Source organism: Methylobacter marinus A45 (assembly GCF_000383855.1).
Lineage (GTDB): Bacteria > Pseudomonadota > Gammaproteobacteria > Methylococcales > Methylomonadaceae > Methylobacter > Methylobacter marinus.
Genome location: NZ_KB912877.1, coordinates 306,205 through 322,436, shown reverse-complemented (window position 1 = coordinate 322,436; position 16,232 = coordinate 306,205). Strand labels below are relative to the sequence as shown.

Below are 16,232 nucleotides of genomic sequence, written 5' to 3'. Positions count from 1 at the left end.
CCATGCAATCTCGGCTCCGTTCAAGCACTCGCCTTTTGATAGGCAAACGCCGGCAATATGATCAGCGTGCAAATAATCATCAGGATCAAACCGATGGCCAGCAGTTGCCCCATGCTCGCCAGGCCCAGGTGCGGCGTGAACGCCATGCTGACCAGACTGCAGAGCGTGGTCATTTCCCCGAACACCACGCCTCTGGCCGTGCTGGTATTCAATACGCTGTCTTCCTGATCGGGATTGCGCAGGCGGTTGACAATATAGATGCCGGCATCGACGCCGAGTCCGAAAAGCAGCGGGATGATGATGATGTTGGCGAAATTGAACGGATTGTCCATGATCACCGTCGAGGCGCCGGTCAGGATGCCGGTCATCAGCAAGGGCAGGAGAATCAGCAGGGTATCCTTGATGCTGCGCTGGGTAAGCAGCAATACCAGGACGATGGCCGCCAGCGCGCTGATCAGTGCCTGCCGAAAGGCTTGCACGATCGCGTTGCCCGATTCCAGGTAAATGACCGGTAAACCCGTGGCGTCGGGCGCCAGCTGCCGGACTTCGTTGACGAACTCGCGCAGATTGTTCTCATCATTCAGATCCTTGCGGGGCGTGATCATAACCCGGTAAACGCCGTCATCGCTGAGCCAGCGTTCGGTCAGGTCCGGCGGCAGCGTCTCGAGCGTGACAGGCCCCGCATCAAGTCCTTCAAGCAGCGTGTTCATGGTATCGGGCAAGGTATCGAGCAGGCTGAACTGCAATTGCTCCAGCCTTGCCTTTTTTTCCGGCCCGGATTCGGATCGCAGCACGGCCAGCAGCGAGACCAGGTCTTCGCGCAGCCGGCTCAGGTTCGCCGACAGCTCACTGCCCGGCTCGTCCGCCAAATGCCGGTCGATGGCCTGCCGGAATTGTTCCAGCTCTGCCATGGTATCTTCGACGTTGACCTGTTGAGGGGCGGGGAAGGCGGTCAGCTGGAGCCCCATCACTAAAGCCAGATCCTCGATGATGGCCAGCTTGGCGTCCTGATTATCGGGAATATAATCGACAATCGTGATCGCATTATCGACCGAATCCAGTCGCTTCAGCTTTCGGGCCTTGGCGAACGCCTCCGCTTTGTTTTCGCTCAACACTGTCAGCGTCATTGGCGACTCATCCTTAGCGGTCAGCAGTTCCCTGAACGTGGCGACCGACTCGGTGTCGGGGGCGCGCAAGTTGATCGGATTGATGTCGAACCGAGCCTGGGTCAGCAGGGCCAGGCCGGCAAGTGTCAATGCGGCCGCTGTCCATTTGATCAGGGTTGCATGCCGCATCGGGATGCGGTAAACCCAATCCGGAAACAGACTCTCGGATTTCGCGGCGGGCGTTAGTTTCGGCGGAAACAGCAGCAACAGCGCCGTCAGCGCCGTAAATGTAATCAGCAGTGAGATAAAGATACCCACGCCGGAGATGATGCCCAGCTCTGAGACGCCGGTGTAGGCAGTCGGGACGAAGGCAAAGAAGCCTGTCGCGCCGGTGATCGCGCACAGGGTAATGGAGGGACCGACTTTGCGCACGGCACTGATCAGCGCCTGTTGCCGGGACGGTTGCTGGCGCAGCAATTCCCGATAGCGCAGGGATAATTGAACCGCGTAATCGTCGCCGATGCCGATATACAAAGTCGCAAAGGCGATGGAAATGATATTCAAATGCCCGATGGCAAGCGTGGCAAAGCCGGCAGTCAGAATCAGCCCCATCAATATGACGCTGAGCGTGACCAGCATCATTTTTACCGACCGATAACCGGTCATTAAAGTCAGGGAGACCAGAATAAAGGAAAACAGCGAGGCTATTTCGGCGCTGTAGGTCACCGTGGCCAATTCGTCGTGTTCCAGCACGACTTCGCCGGTCAGGCGGATGCTGACTCCCGGCAGATCTTGTTTGGCCTTTTCCACAATAGCCCGCACCGCTTCCACCGATTTTTCGGCCGGCGTCAGCTCGGTGAAGTCCAGTGTCGGCTGGACCAGGATGAAGCGCCGGGTGCTCAACAGTTCCTGGTCCGCTTCTCCAATCATCATCTGCTGCCAGGACAGCCGATAGGATTTATTGTCCAGCACGGCCCGGACTGCCAGGCGAATTTTATCGAGCAAGGGATTCAGGTCGACCGGCAGTTCACGCTCGTCCGTGGTAATGGCCTGTTCGAGAATGGACAGCAAACTTTTCAGGCTGTTGTCCCTGGACAGCGTGCCGATGAAGGGCTGGGCTTCGGCCAGCTTGGCGGCCAGATCCTCGAGCTCGTCCAGGTCGAGGTAAAGCAGGCCGTGCCGGTCGAAGAATTCCCCGGCGCCGGGGATGTAGACCGATTCTATCCACTGTTTTTCGTTGCCAAACTGTGTGTCGAGGTAATTAACCGCGCGAGTAGCCTGTTCCGGCGTTGGGGCGTCGACAACGACCAGGATGGCCTGGTCATCCTGCGGAAAAGTCTCGATGAAGCGTTCCCGGTTTTGCAGAAAGGGCAGTTCCTCCGACAGTATTTTGGTGGTATCGGTATCGATGCCCAGATTTCGGGCCGTATAAAACAGGCTGGCTCCGCAGGCCAGGAGGATCAGCAGAAGCAGCGTCTTCGGGTGACGCAACACGCCGGTTTCCAGTTTGACCAGAAATGCACTGTAAACTTCGGGAATTCTCTTCATGCTTCACCTCTGTTTTCATATCGGTGAGTATCATAAGGACTGTCGCCTTTAGACTGCGAAATCCTGATTGGTGTTACGCATGGGCTGTTTTTAATTTCGTTTGCCTTGCTGGTGACTCTTCGTTAACCGGTCCCGATTAACCCGCAACATCAAACACGGCGGCAGCGCTTTTTTGCCCGCCATGAGCGATATTGGCGGGTTAGTGTCTTATCTGAAAAACTGATGTTACGCAGCCAGTTCAAGTTAGATCGATTTAATTAAGGTGTCGCTAGCGCGACGGTTTTATTTAACCGGGTTTATCGCACCCGAAGGCGAGTTACTTTCTTTTGCGCGGCCAAAAGAAAGTAACCAAAGAAAAGGCCGCCCGGTTGCCGCTTGCTTCCTGTGCTCCTCGCTCTTGTGCCCCTTGCGGGTATTCGCCGAGGGTTGCCAAAAGGGACTCCTGTCCCTTTGGCAACGCGCTTCATCCATGCAGCGCCCCTTCGGGCTATTCTCGGCGAAAGCTGCGGTGCTCGGCGCGGCAAACGGGATGAAACCGCCCGTACGTAACATCAGTGAAAAATCCCGTCAGTCTTGCACCCTATTGGCAAACGCCGGCAGTATGATCAGTGTGCAGACAATCGTCAGTATCAGGCCGATGGCCAGCAGTTGTCCCATGCTCGCCAGGCCCAGATGCGGCGTGAACGCCATGCTGACCAGACTGCAGAGCGTGGTCAGGCCGCTGAACACCACGCCTCTGGCCGTGCTGGTGCGCAGTACGCTGGCCTCCTCGGCCGGGTTCCGTAAACGGTACATGATATAAATGCCGCCATCGACGCCGAGTCCGAAAAGCAGCGGGATGATGATGATGTTGGCGAAATTGAACGGATTGTCCATGATCACCGTCGAGGCGCCGGTCAGGATGGCCGTCATCAGCAGGGGCAGGAGAATCAACAGGGTATTCTTGATGTTGCGCTGGGTAAGCAGCAATACCAGGACGATGGCCGCCAGCGCGCCGATCAGTGCCTGTTGAAAGGCTTGCACGATCGCATTGCCCGACTCCAGGTAAATGACCGGCAAGTCCGTGGCGTCGGGCGCCAGCTGTCGGACTTCGTTGACGAACTCGCGCAGATTGTTCTCATCATTCAGATCCTTGCGGGGCGTGATCATAACCCGGTAAACGCCGTCATCGCTGAGCCAGCGTTCGGTCAGGTCCGGCGGCAGCGTCTCGAGCGTGACAGGCCCCGCATCAAGTCCTTCAAGCAGCGTGTTCATCGTATCGGGCAGGGTATCGAGCAGGCTGAACTGCAATTGCTCCAGCCTTGCCTTTTTTTCCGGCCCGGCCTCGGATCGCAGCACGGTCAGCAGCGAGACCAGGTCTTCGCGCAGCCGGCTCAGGTTCGCCGACAGCTCACTGCCCGGCTCGTCCGCCAAATGCCGGTCGATGGCCTGCCGGAATTGTTCCAGCTCTGCCATGGTATCTTCGACGTTGACCTGTTGAGGGGCGGGGAAGGCGGTCAGCTGGAGCCCCATCACTAAAGCCAGGTCCTCGATTATGGCCAGCTTGGCATCCTGGTCCGCCGGAATATAGTCATAAATCGTGATCGCATTCTCGACCGAGTTTAGCCGTGTCAGTTTTTGCGCCATATCGAGCGCCTGGTGTTTGTTATTGGCCAGCACCGTCAGCGTCATCGGCGATGCGTCCTTGGAGGTCAGCAGTTCCTTGAACGTGGCGACCGACTCAGTGTCGGGGTCGCGCAAATTGATCGGGTTGATGTCGAACCGGGCCTGAGTCAGCAGTGCCAGGCCGGCAAGTGTCAATGTCGCCGCCGTCCATCTGAGCAAAGTCGCATGCCGCATTGGAAAGCGGTAGGCCCAGTCCGGAAACAGACTGTCGGATGTCCCGGGAGGCGCCGGCTTCAGCGGGAATAGCGTCAACAGCGCCGGCAGCGCCGTCAGCGTGATCAGCAGCGAGATAAAGATGCCGACGCCGGCGATGATGCCCAGCTCCGAGACGCCGGTGTAGGCGGTCGGGATGAAGGCAAAGAAGCCCGCCGCCGTCGTAATCGCGCACAAAGCAATGGAAGGGCCGACTTTGCGCACGGCTTCGATCAGCGCCTGTTGCCGGGATAATTGCATCTGTAATAATTCCCGATAGCGCAGGCACAGTTGAATTGCATAATCCACACCGATGCCGATATACAAAACCGCAAAGGCGATGGAAATAATATTCAAATGCCCGATGGCAAGCGCGGCGAAGCCGGTGGTCAGCAGCAATCCCATCACCAGCACGCTGAGCGTGATCAGCGTCAGTCTTATCGAGCGCAGGCCAATCGATAAAGCCAGGAAAACCAGAACAAAGGAAAACAGCGAGGCGATTTCGGCGCTGTAGGTCACCGTGGCCAATTCGTCATGCTCCAGCACGACTTCGCCGGTCAGGCGTATTTGAACGTCGGGGAGCGCGTGCCGGGCCTCCTCAACGATAGCCCGCACCGCTTCCACCGATTTTGCGGCAGGCATCAGTTCGTTGAAATCCAGCTGCGGTTTGATCAGGATGAAGCGCTGGCTGCTTAACAATTCCTGGTCTTCTCCAATCATCATCTGCTGCCAGGACAGCCGATAGGGTTTGCCGTCCAGCACGGCCCGGACTGCCAAGCGAATTTTATCGAGCAAGGGATTCAGGTCGACCGGCAGTTCACGCTCGTCCTTGGTAATGGCCTGTTCGAGAATGGACAGCAGGCTCTTCAGGCTGTTGTCCCCGGACAGCGTGCCGATGAAGGGTTGGGCCTCAGCCAACTTGGCGGCCAGGTCCTCAAGTTCGTCCAGATCGGGGTAAAGCAGGCCGTACCGGTCGAAAAATTCCCCGGCGCCAGGGATATAGACCGATTCTATCTGTTGTTTTTCGTTGCTAAATTGTGTGTCCAGGTAGTTAATCGCGCGAGTGGCCTGTTCCGGCGTTTGGGCGTCGACAACGACCAGCATGGCCTGGTCATCCTGTGGAAAAGCCTCGATGAAGCGTTCCCGGTCCTGTTGAAAAGGCAGTTCCTCCGACAGTATTTTGGAGGTATTGGTATCGATGCCCAGATGGCCTATCGTATAGTACAGGCTGACTCCGCAGGCCAGGAGGATCAGCAGAAGCAGCGTTTTAGGGTAGCGCAACAAACGGTTTTCCAGTTGGATCAGAAAGTGGCTGCAAACTTCGGTAACTTTTTTTTTCATGCCGCACCTTTTGTTTTTGTTATCTGAGCAGAATCTAAGGAACGTGAATTTTATAATTCCCGCAAATGACTTGTCTTTCCGTCCATCTTCGGCGTTGCCTACAGGGATGTAGGCAAGGAGCGTGAGCAGGAGCGGAAGCTTTGCGCAAACAGTTACATGGCTTGCCATGCGCCTGTTTGCGCGCCTCGGCAACTGCTCCATGCGTCGCCTAAAGCGCCTACTGTTGGTGCTCTACCTCCTGCATCCTTGCAGTCGTTGAATATGAACAGAAATCCTGCCTCATTTGCGGGTCTTATTTCATTCCCATTCCTAAGCGTTCGGTTTTGGGGGGATGAGTCTTTCGCCGATAGCTTGTAAAAATTTGCGCGCTTCCTCAAGTATCAGCACGGACGATGCAACGCTGGCCGCGATAAGCCAGTCTGTCGGCGCCAGCGCGGTGGTACGAAACACCGCCTGCGCCGGCGGCCAGTGTATCACCAGTAATTGCAGCAGCACGACGCCGGAAATGGCCAGCCAGAGCATGCGGTTGGCAAAGAAATGCCGATTGAATGCCGTGATCTTTTCGGCGCGCGCATTGAATACGTTGAACACCTGGAACAGCACAAAGGTCGTGAACGCCAATGTGGCCGCGTGTTCGGCCTGACCGTTGCGAAGTCCGCAGTACAGTACGGCCAGCGTGCCGATCGCCATGGTCAGTCCGTAACTGAACAGATTGCCCAGGCGCCGCCAGGACAGGATGCGCGCTTTGGGATCGCGCGGCGGCTCCATCATGCTGCCCGGCCGCGCGGGATCGATGCCGAGGGCCATGGCCGGCGGTCCGTCCATGATGATGTTGATCCACAGCAGCTGCACGGCCGTGAATGGAATCGGCAATCCCAGCAGCGGCGCGCCGGCCACGGCCAGAATGGCGCCGATATTGGTCGAAAGCTGGAAGCGGATGAATTTGATCATGTTGTCGTAAATGCCGCGCCCTTCCTTGACCGCTCTCACAATCGTGGCGAAATTGTCATCGGTCAGCACCATCGTCGCCGCTTCCTTGGCGACATCGGTGCCGGTGATGCCCATGGCAATACCGATATCGGCGTTTTTCAGGGCCGGCGTATCGTTGACGCCGTCGCCGGTCATCGCGACGATATGGCCGTCGGCCTTCAGGGCCTTGACGATGCGAACTTTCTGTTCCGGCGCCGTGCGCGCGAAAACGCCGAGCGCATCAATGCGCTCGGCCAGCGCCGGATCGTCCAGATCGGCCAGTTCCCGGCCCTCGATGGTATCGCCCGCGAGGCCCAGTTCCTGGCCGATGGCATCGGCCGTCACTTTCTGGTCGCCTGTGATCATCTTGACTTCGATGCCGGCCTGCCGGCACAGCGCGATCGCTTCGCGGACTTCAGGCCGGGGCGGGTCCATCAGGCCGATCAGCGCGACAAAAGTCAGATCCGCCATGTATTCGAACAGGTCGCGGTCCGTCTCAAACCGGTCGGCCGGCAGCGTTCTTTCGGCCACGGCCAGTACGCGCAGACCGGTGCAGGCCATGGATTTATTGACCGTCAGCAGAGTATCCTTATGAAGCGGAGCGGGCATGCCATCGTCAGTGAGCATCGTGCTGCAGCGGTTCAGTACGACTTCGGGCGCGCCTTTGACGAATACCTTGACGTGATTGCCATCGCGATGGAAGGTTGCCATGAATTTATGTCCGGCATCGAAGGGCAGTTCAGCTAGGCGCGGCAGCTGCTCGCCGACCCGGTCTTTATCGATGCCGCCCTTGGCGGCCAGCACCAATAGGGCGCCTTCCATCGGGTCGCCGATGACTTGATCGCTGTTCAGATGGCTGTTATTGCACAGCGCCAGCGGCAGCAGCAGCGCCGACAGGTCGCCGGTGTCGCCGGTGTCGCCGGTTTCGGCCGAAATCGTGCCGGCAGGGTCATAGCCTTCGCCGCTGACCCGATAGTTGCGGGCCTGATAATAGACCGATCGCGCCGTCATCTGATTGACGGTCAGGGTGCCGGTTTTATCGGTGCAGATCACGGTCGTGCAGCCCAACGTCTCGACCGCCGCGAGGCGCTTGACGATGGCGCGCTGCCGGGCCAGGCGTCGCATGCCCAGCGCCAGTGTGACGGTGACGACCGCCGGCAGACCTTCCGGTATCGCGGCCACGGCCAGCGCGATAGCCGTAAACGCGGTTTCTATCAGTGGTTCGCCGCGCCAGACGGCGCTCGCGAACAGGCCGATGATCACGATCAGGGCGATCAGCGCCAGCCGTTTGCCCAGGCTGTCCAGCTGTATTTGCAGCGGCGTGTCGCCGTCCCGGGATTGAGCGAGCAGCCCCGCCAGCCGGCCGATTTCGGTATCCATGCCGGTGGCGGTCACGACCATTTCGGCACGGCCGCGGGTGACGGCATTGTTCATGTAAACCATGTTGCTGCGCTCGGCCAGCGGTGAATCGTCGGATAGCGTCTGGGTTTGCTTGGCAACCGGCAGCGATTCGCCGGTCAGGGACGATTCATCGACTTCCAGCGTTTGGGCGGTGATGATGCGGCCGTCGGCCGGGATTTTATCGCCGGCATCGAGAATCACGATATCGCCGGGCACGAGCTGTTCAGTCGGCAGGTTGCTGTTCTGGCCGTCACGGCGGACCTCGGCCTGCAGCGCCAGCATTTTTTTCAGTGCCGCCAGTGATTGTTCGGCCTGATATTCCTGATAGAATCCCAGGCAGGCGTTGATGAAGACCACCACCAGAATCACGGCGCCGTCCGTGACATCGCCGACCGCCGCGGCCAGCAGCGCGGCTGCGATCAGCACGATGATCAGAAAACTCTTGAACTGCGATAACAGCAGCCGCCAAGCGGGGCGGCCGGGTTTCTCGGCCAGCTTGTTAGGTCCATAATGCTTCAGCCGTTCTGCCGCCTCGGCCTGACTGAGTCCCTCGGTTGGAGTCGACGACAACGCCTGCAGCGCCTGTCCCGCTGTCAAACGGTGCCAAGTGATGGCCGCGCTTTCGGCTGAGGCGAAAGCGGATGTTCGGGCTATGAGCCTGCGGTGCCGGCTATAAGCGAATAAAATTCCGGCAATCGCAACGAGCAAAGCAACCGCTATGGCCCAGACCAGCATCGGTTGATTCAATAAATCGCTAAGCGGAGACAATGCTGTATCAATCATTCAGATCCTTGTTGTTTTTTATTGTGAGGTGATCTTGATCATTATTGGATGGCTGTTTCTCAAGAATCGTTCCGATGCCAGGCCTGAAGTTGAATTTTGTCGCTGTACTGGTAAACCTTATATAGCGGACTTCGAAGCCGGCTTTACGCTAATGCTCCAACCCTGTCTTGTATGATCAAATTCAAGAAACTTTCGGTTATGGTTCGTTCATCTTTCGTAATGAATCAATTCTTATAGATAATGTTTTTTACTTCTTGCAAAAATCACTATTGGATATTTAAACACTTTTAAAAATAAGAGAAACAATGATTAGTGCATTGCTTTTTTTAATGTTTATCTGTAATGAATTGATAATAATGAAAGTTAAAACCGTAAAATATTGGGCACTGTTTTAAAGTAGAATACTGATTATATTAATATTGAACTGTTTAATATTTCCAGTCATCTATTTGGAGTTGCAAAAAAAACGGTGTAAACCGGAAAATACCGAAAGGTCAATTTTCTGAACTGCCCTAAGCAGGTGCGTTTAATGCACTATTATTGTGCAATCGAATCCAGTTACAAATTAAATAATATCTAAATTATTGATTTAAATAATGGCACAGCTTGTGCTTTAAGACGAGGGGTTTATAGCTGGACTGATGAGTCTGAGTTGGTGCATCTATGAATTATAAAAAACGTGCTGAAAAACAATGTTTTTTTCAGTGTTACAATAAATTTTGGAGAGAATCCATGAAAATAAAGTTACTGATTACCTTGCTTTTAGCTGTTGGTTTAGCATCGGCATGTAGCGAGATGAGCCCTCATCCGATGGATATGAGCCAAGCCGTGCAAAACGCAGAAACAAAGGCCGATCATGAGGCACTGGCAAAGCATTACGAGGAAGTGGCAAAAGAAATGCAGCTAAAAGCTGATGAGCACAAAAAGCTTCTTAGCAAATACGAGGCAAAAAGCTATCTTTACGGTAAGCAGGCGGATAATCTTAAGGCGCATTGCAGAAGATTGATTAATGTTTATGAAAAAGCGGCCGAAGAAAATTTGGAAATGGCAAGGCTGCATCGTCAAATGTAACATTACATACAAGCCAAGGGATGGACACTTTGCCATCCCTTATGTAAAATACCGATGAGATAGGCCATATCTAGCTTCTGCTCGAATAGCTAATCAAGAAACACTTAATTTTCAATTGATCATAACTCACCATCCGCTTAAATTTTACCCAAGGTTCATGGGATACTGGCAATACATTCATCTATTATCAATAACGAACATAACAAGAGCCGAACGGGTAGACGCTATTTCGCTGTTATTAGCGCAGACGGGCAAAATGAATATAGCCGTATTGCTGGACAAGTGTTTTCTGATGCATGAGAACTGGCAAATTGAGGCCGGGTTTGCCCCTCGGCTTACATTGATTTAACGGAACTGTAACACGTGTGCGAGGATATCATGTCGCCATCAACCCTGCTCAAGCGTTTTGCCTTAGCCGTTTTTCTGCTGGCCGGCGGCGCTGTCGGCGCCGGGGAGTCGCCGGTTTTAACGCTGAAAGCCGCGACTGAACAGGCGGTTCAGGACAACCCCGATCTGGCGGAGATGCAGGCCAGGGCGCAGGCGATGGCGGCCATCCCGCCGCAGGCCGGCGCCTTGCCGGACCCCATGATCAGCTTTAACGCCTTGAATCTGCCGGTGGACAGTTTTGATATCCGGCAGGAGCCCATGACCCAGATACAGGTGGGCATATCCCAGACCATTCCGTTTCCGGGCAAGCTCGCGCTGCGCGAGCAGGCGGCCGCTTTCGAAGCCGCCGCCGCTCTGCAAAACGTCACGGAAGCGCGCTGGTGGCTGCAGAAAAACGTCAAAACGATCTGGTGGGGAATTTTCTATCTGGATCATGCCCTGCAGATTATCGACAGCAACCAGACGCTGCTGCGCCAGTTCATCCAGATCACCCGCACCAAATACGAAGTGGGCGAAGGTTTGCAGCAGGAGGTGCTGCTGGCGCAACTGGAATTGTCAAAGCTGCTGGACCAGCAGATCAAGTTCGAGGGCAGCCGGCGCAATCTTGCGGCTCAGCTCAACGTGCTGCTGGACAGGCCCGCAAATCTTGAGATCATGCTGCCCGACAGCGTGGACGAGAAGCTGCCGGCCATCATGGCCGAAGCCGGTCTTTATCAACGGGCCGAGTCCGCTCGGGCGTTGCTGGAGGCGCAGCGCGAAAACATTAACGCGGCCCAGGCGCGCCTCGATCTGGCCGAGAAAGATTACTTCCCCGATCTGGATGTCGGCGCGGCTTACGGCGCCCGCGACGACACGCTGTCCGGCCAGGAGCGCGCGGACTTTTTGAGCATGCGGCTGAGCGTCAGCGTGCCGGTCTTCCTGGCCGACAAGCAGGCCAAGGCCGTCGATCAGCGCACCAGCGAACTGATGCAGCAAAGGTATGCCCTGCAGGACCAGTGGAATCAGGTGCGCGGCCAGATTTCGCAGGCCCACAGCGACTACCGGCGGGCCAGGGAGCAGAGCGAGCTGTTCAAAACCGGCATCATTCCGCAGGCGCGGCAGACGGTCGCCTCGATGCTGTCCGGGTATCAGGTCAACAAGGTCGATTTTCTCAACCTGCTGCAAAGCCAGATCACGCTGTTCAACTACGAAATGCAGTACTGGAACGCCTTTACCGAAGCGCAGCAGGCTTTAGCGCAATTATCTGCCGTGGTTGGCCAGGAGGATATTTATGAATAAGCGGCTCATCATCGCGGTTTTTCTGGCACTCTTGCTGGGTTTGGGTATCGGTTACTGGTTTGCCGCCGAAAAGTTTCAGCCAAAGGTCGAGACAACGCCGGTCCCCAGAAAACCGTTGTATTACCGAAGCCCGATGGACCCTGCGGTTACATCCCCGGTCCCCAGGAAAGATTCGATGGGCATGGACTATGTACCCGTCTATGCCGACCAAGAGCAGGCCGCCGAAACCGCTCCGGGTACCGTCAGAATCGATCCGGTGACCGAACAGAATATCGGCGTGCGCACGGCCGTTGCCGGTAAGGAAACGCTCTCGCACGTCGTGCGCGCCGTCGGTCGGGTGGCGTACGACGAGGAGCGCCTGGTGCGCCTGCATCCGAAAACGGAAGGCTGGATCGAGACATTGCGGATCGATAAAACCGGCGAATGGGTCAAAAAGAATGAGGATCTGCTGAGCATTTATTCACCGCAGCTGGTGGCCAGCCAGCAGGAGTATATTCTGGCCCTGAACAATCTCAAGGCCTTGGAGAAAAGCCCGATTGAAGATATCCGGCGCGGCGCCGAGGAATTGGTCAAGAGTTCGCGCGAGCGCCTGAAACTGCTGGATGTCCCCGCGCATCAGCTGCGTGATCTGACCCGCACGCATGAAATCAAAAAAACGCTGCATATTCATACGCCGGCGGCCGGCATCGTCATGAATATCGGCGTCCGCGAGGGCCAGTATGTGACGCCGGCCACCGAACTCTACATGATCGCTAATCTGTCCACCGTCTGGGTCTATGCCGATATCTATGAATACGAACTGCCCTGGGTCCAGGTCGGCGACCGGGTCGAAATGCGCCTGGCCGGCATTCCCGGCCGCGTCTTCGAGGGGCATCTGGCCTATATCTACCCTTATGCGGAGCCCAAAACGCGGACCATCAAAGTGCGGCTCACGTTCGATAACCCGGAGTTGCTGCTGAAGCCGGACATGTTCGCCGAAGTGACGATTTTTGCCGGCAGAAAAGTAGACGCGGTCACGATTCCCGCCCAGGCCGTGATCCGCTCGGGCGCCCGCAATCAGGTCTTTGTCGTGCGAGCCCCCGGCAAGTTCGAGCCGCGCACGGTAACGCTGGGGCTCGCATCCAACGGCAAGGTGGCGGTGCTGGAAGGTCTGGAAGCGGGCGAAAAGGTCGTCACTTCCGCGCAATTTCTGCTCGATTCGGAATCCAAGCTGCGCGAAGTCACCACCAAGATGAGAGAGCCTGACGAGCCCGCCGATTTGAGCAGTAAGCCTTTGCCTTTACCGACCCCGCAAAACTCGGGCAATACGGATGGAGAGGCGGAACCTAATCGGCATGAGGGGCACCGGCATGATTAAGGCCTTGATCGACCTGTCGCTGAAAGACCGTTTTATCGTGCTCCTGGGCGCCGTTATTCTGGGCGCGGCGGGCTTGTGGTCTTTTAAAACCATGCCGCTGGATGCGATACCGGACCTGTCCGATGTACAGGTCATCGTCTTTACCAAATATCCGGGGCAGGCGCCGCAAGTGGTCGAGGATCAGGTGACCTATCCGCTGACGACGGCCATGCTGGCGGTTCCGAAGGCCAGCGTCGTCCGCGGCTATTCCTTTTTCGGCCTGTCTTTCGTTTATATCATTTTCGAGGACGGCACCGACATCTATTGGGCTCGCTCGCGCGTGCTGGAATATCTCAATTACGCCAGCGACCGTCTGCCCCAGGGCGTCAGTCCGGCATTGGGGCCCGATGCCACGGGCGTCGGCTGGGTATTCGAGTACGCGCTGGTCGATACAACCGGCGAGCGCGATCTGGCCCAGTTGCGCTCGATCCAGGACTGGTATCTGCGTTACCCGCTGCAAACCGTGCCCGGCGTGGCCGAAGTCGCTTCCGTCGGCGGTTACGTCAAGCAGTACCAGATCGAAGTCGATCCGAATGCTCTGCTCGCCTACGGCATCCCGCTGGCCAAGGTCAGGCAGGCCATTCAGCGCTCCAACAACGATGTCGGCGGCCGCCTGATCGAAATGGCCGAAACCGAGTATATGGTGAGGGGGCTGGGCTACATCCGTGACATCGACGACATCAACGGCATACCGCTGGGCGTCGATGCCAACGGTACGCCGGTTCGTCTGGAAGACGTGGCCCATGTCCATATCGGTCCCGAACTGCGCCGGGGCCTGGTGGAACTGGACGGCGAAGGCGAGACCGCCGGCGGCGTCGTGATCATGCGTTTCGGCGAGAACGCCAGGGCGACCATCGAAGGGGTCAGGGCTAAACTGGCGGAACTGGCCAAGGGGTTGCCGGAAGGCGTCGAAATCGTGCCGGTCTATGACCGCGGCGATCTGATCGAGCGCGCCGTCGATACGCTGTACACGGCGCTGACCCAGGAACTGGTCATCGTCTGCGTCATGGTGGCCCTGTTCCTGCTGCATCTGCGCTCGTCGCTGGTTATCGTCATCACGTTGCCGTTAGGGATCCTGATCGCCTTTATCGTCATGCGGCTGCAGGGGCTTAACGCCAACATCATGTCGCTGGGCGGCATTGCCATCGCCATCGGCGACATGGTCGACGGCGCTATCGTCATGGTCGAGAACGCCCACAAGCATCTGGCCGAGGCCGCGGAAAAGAAACAGGCCGAACTGACCCGGCAGGAGCGCTGGCAGGCCATCGCCAACGCCTCGAAAGAAGTGGGGCCGGCGCTGTTTTTTTCGCTGCTGGTCATCACCGTTTCGTTCATTCCTATTTTTGCGATGCAGGCACAGGAAGGCCGCCTGTTCAGCCCCCTCGCTTATACCAAGTCCTATGCGATGGCCGCGGCGGCGCTGCTCACGATCACGGTCGTGCCGGTTCTGATGGGCTATTTCATCCGTGGCAGAATCATTCCCGAGCACAAGAATCCGGCCAGCCGCTTTCTGCACTTTATTCATGCGCCGGTCTTAAGAATGGCCATGCGCTGGCGCTTTGTGACCTTGCTGATCGCCGTCATCTTGCTGGCATCGACAGCCTATCCACTGGCGAAAACCGGCAGCGAGTTCATGCCGCCGCTCGATGAAGGCGACATCCTGTACATGCCGAGCGCATTCCCCGGCATCTCCATCACCAAGGCCAGGGAACTGCTGCAGCAGACCGACAAGATTCTGAAAACCTTTCCCGAGGTTCAGCATGTCTTCGGCAAGGTCGGCCGGGCCGATACGGCGACCGATCCGGCGCCGTTGTCGATGCTGGAAACCATCGTCCGCCTCAAGCCGAGAGCGCAGTGGCCCGATCCCGGCAAGACCACCCGGCAATTGATGGCCGAAATGGACGAGGCGATCCGCTTCCCGGGCATCGCCAATGCCTGGACCATGCCGATCAAGACCCGCATCGACATGCTGTCGACCGGCATTAAAACGCCGGTCGGCATCAAGGTGTCCGGACCGGATCTGAATGAACTGCAAAGGTTGGCCAGGGCCATCGAGCAGGCGATGAAAACGCTGCCGGAGACCCTGTCGGCCTTCGGCGATCGCGCCGTCGGCGGCTATTATCTCGATTTCGACATCAACCGGGATGCCGCCGCCCGCTACGGGCTCACGGTCGGCGACGTGCAGGACGTCATCCAGACCGCCATCGGCGGCATGAACGTGACCGAAACCGTGGAAGGCCTGGAGCGCTATCCGGTCAACCTGCGCTATCCGCGCGAGCTGCGGGACAACCTCGAAAGCCTGAGGCGGGTCCTGATCCCAGCCCCGACCGGCGCGCAGATACCGCTGGCCCTGGTGGCCGACCTTAATTTGCGGCGCGGGCCGCCCGTCATCAAGAGCGAAAACGCCCGGCCCAACGCCTGGATTTATGTCGACATCAACACGGCCGACATCGGCGGCTTCGTCGCCAAGGCGCAGAAGACGCTGGCGCAGCAGGTCGAGATTCCTGCCGGCTACACGGTCAGCTGGTCGGGGCAGTTTGAATACATGGAGCGGGCGGCACAGCGGTTGCGGATCGTGGTGCCGCTGACGCTGCTGCTGATTTTTTTGCTGCTGTATTTCACGTTCCGGAATTTCGTCGAGCCGGTCATCGTCATGTTGACGATTCCTTTTGGTTTGATCGGCGGCATCTGGGTGATTTACGGGTACGGCTTCAACCTGTCGGTCGCGGTCTATGTCGGCTTTATCGCGCTGGCCGGCACGGCCGCCGAAACCGGGGTCATGGTCCTGAATTTTATCGACATCGAAATCGCCAGGCTGCGCGAGCAAAAGCAGGCCGCGTTAACAGCGCCGGAAATCAGGGAAGCCGTCGAAGCGGCCACCTCCCTGCGCGTGCGCCCGGTGGCCATTACCGCCTTCACGACCATGCTGGGACTGGTGCCGATCATGTGGGCCACCGGCACCGGGGCCGATGTGACCCAGCGCATCGCCGCGCCGGTACTGGGCGGCATGGTGACCGTGCTGATGCTGAGTCTTTTGGTGTTTCCGGTGATTTACAGTCTGGTGCTGCAGGTTCAGGAAAGGCGCAGGTAATGAT

Annotated in this window: 7 protein-coding genes; 4 read left to right on the top strand and 3 right to left on the bottom strand. The window is 57.3% G+C overall.

All coding sequences use genetic code 11. The features are described 5' to 3' along the window. Nucleotides 1-20 precede the first annotated feature (20 nt). The 3 genes from METMA_RS0101345 to METMA_RS23660 form a co-directional block, all read right to left on the bottom strand. Nucleotides 21-2,654 (bottom strand): MMPL family transporter, encoded by a 2,634-nt coding sequence (locus METMA_RS0101345; protein WP_020157257.1) that lies wholly within the window; start codon nt 2,652-2,654, stop codon nt 21-23. Between the two features lie 567 nt (nt 2,655-3,221). Then, a complete protein-coding gene (locus METMA_RS0101340) occupies nt 3,222-5,852 on the bottom strand; it encodes an MMPL family transporter (protein ID WP_020157256.1) in 2,631 nt (876 codons plus the stop codon). A gap of 309 nt (nt 5,853-6,161) precedes the next feature. After that, nucleotides 6,162-9,005, bottom strand: a complete 2,844-nt coding sequence (locus METMA_RS23660; protein ID WP_232216305.1) for a cation-translocating P-type ATPase — start codon at nt 9,003-9,005, stop codon at nt 6,162-6,164. 732 nt (nt 9,006-9,737) lie between these two features. Here METMA_RS23660 and METMA_RS0101330 point away from each other — a divergent pair. The 4 genes from METMA_RS0101330 to METMA_RS0101310 all read left to right on the top strand — a co-directional run bounded on the left by METMA_RS0101330 (nt 9,738) and on the right by METMA_RS0101310 (nt 16,228). Beyond that, nucleotides 9,738-10,076 carry a hypothetical protein gene (locus METMA_RS0101330; RefSeq protein WP_027146942.1) on the top strand — a complete coding sequence of 113 codons (339 nt, stop codon included), beginning with the start codon at nt 9,738-9,740 and terminating at the stop codon, nt 10,074-10,076. 378 nt (nt 10,077-10,454) lie between these two features. Next, a complete protein-coding gene (locus METMA_RS0101320; protein ID WP_020157252.1) occupies nt 10,455-11,741 on the top strand; it encodes a TolC family protein in 1,287 nt (428 codons plus the stop codon). After that, nucleotides 11,734-13,098, top strand: coding sequence for an efflux RND transporter periplasmic adaptor subunit (locus METMA_RS0101315; protein WP_020157251.1), 1,365 nt, complete (start codon nt 11,734-11,736; stop codon nt 13,096-13,098). The genes METMA_RS0101320 and METMA_RS0101315 overlap by 8 nt, the downstream gene beginning before the upstream one ends. Next, nucleotides 13,091-16,228, top strand: a complete 3,138-nt coding sequence (locus METMA_RS0101310; protein WP_027146941.1) for an efflux RND transporter permease subunit — start codon at nt 13,091-13,093, stop codon at nt 16,226-16,228. The genes METMA_RS0101315 and METMA_RS0101310 overlap by 8 nt, the downstream gene beginning before the upstream one ends. The last annotated feature ends 4 nt before the right edge of the window (nt 16,229-16,232 follow it).

Excerpts from the sequence above, each read along its gene's own strand:
- METMA_RS0101345 (WP_020157257.1), bottom strand. The coding sequence starts at position 2,654 with ATGAAGAGAATTCCCGAAGTTTACAGTGCATTTCTGGTCAAACTGGAA.
- METMA_RS23660 (WP_232216305.1), bottom strand. The coding sequence starts at position 9,005 with ATGATTGATACAGCATTGTCTCCGCTTAGCGATTTATTGAATCAACCG.
- METMA_RS0101320 (WP_020157252.1), top strand. The coding sequence starts at position 10,455 with ATGTCGCCATCAACCCTGCTCAAGCGTTTTGCCTTAGCCGTTTTTCTG.
- METMA_RS0101340 (WP_020157256.1), bottom strand. The coding sequence starts at position 5,852 with ATGAAAAAAAAAGTTACCGAAGTTTGCAGCCACTTTCTGATCCAACTG.
- METMA_RS0101330 (WP_027146942.1), top strand. The coding sequence starts at position 9,738 with ATGAAAATAAAGTTACTGATTACCTTGCTTTTAGCTGTTGGTTTAGCA.
- METMA_RS0101310 (WP_027146941.1), top strand. The coding sequence starts at position 13,091 with ATGATTAAGGCCTTGATCGACCTGTCGCTGAAAGACCGTTTTATCGTG.
- METMA_RS0101315 (WP_020157251.1), top strand. The coding sequence starts at position 11,734 with ATGAATAAGCGGCTCATCATCGCGGTTTTTCTGGCACTCTTGCTGGGT.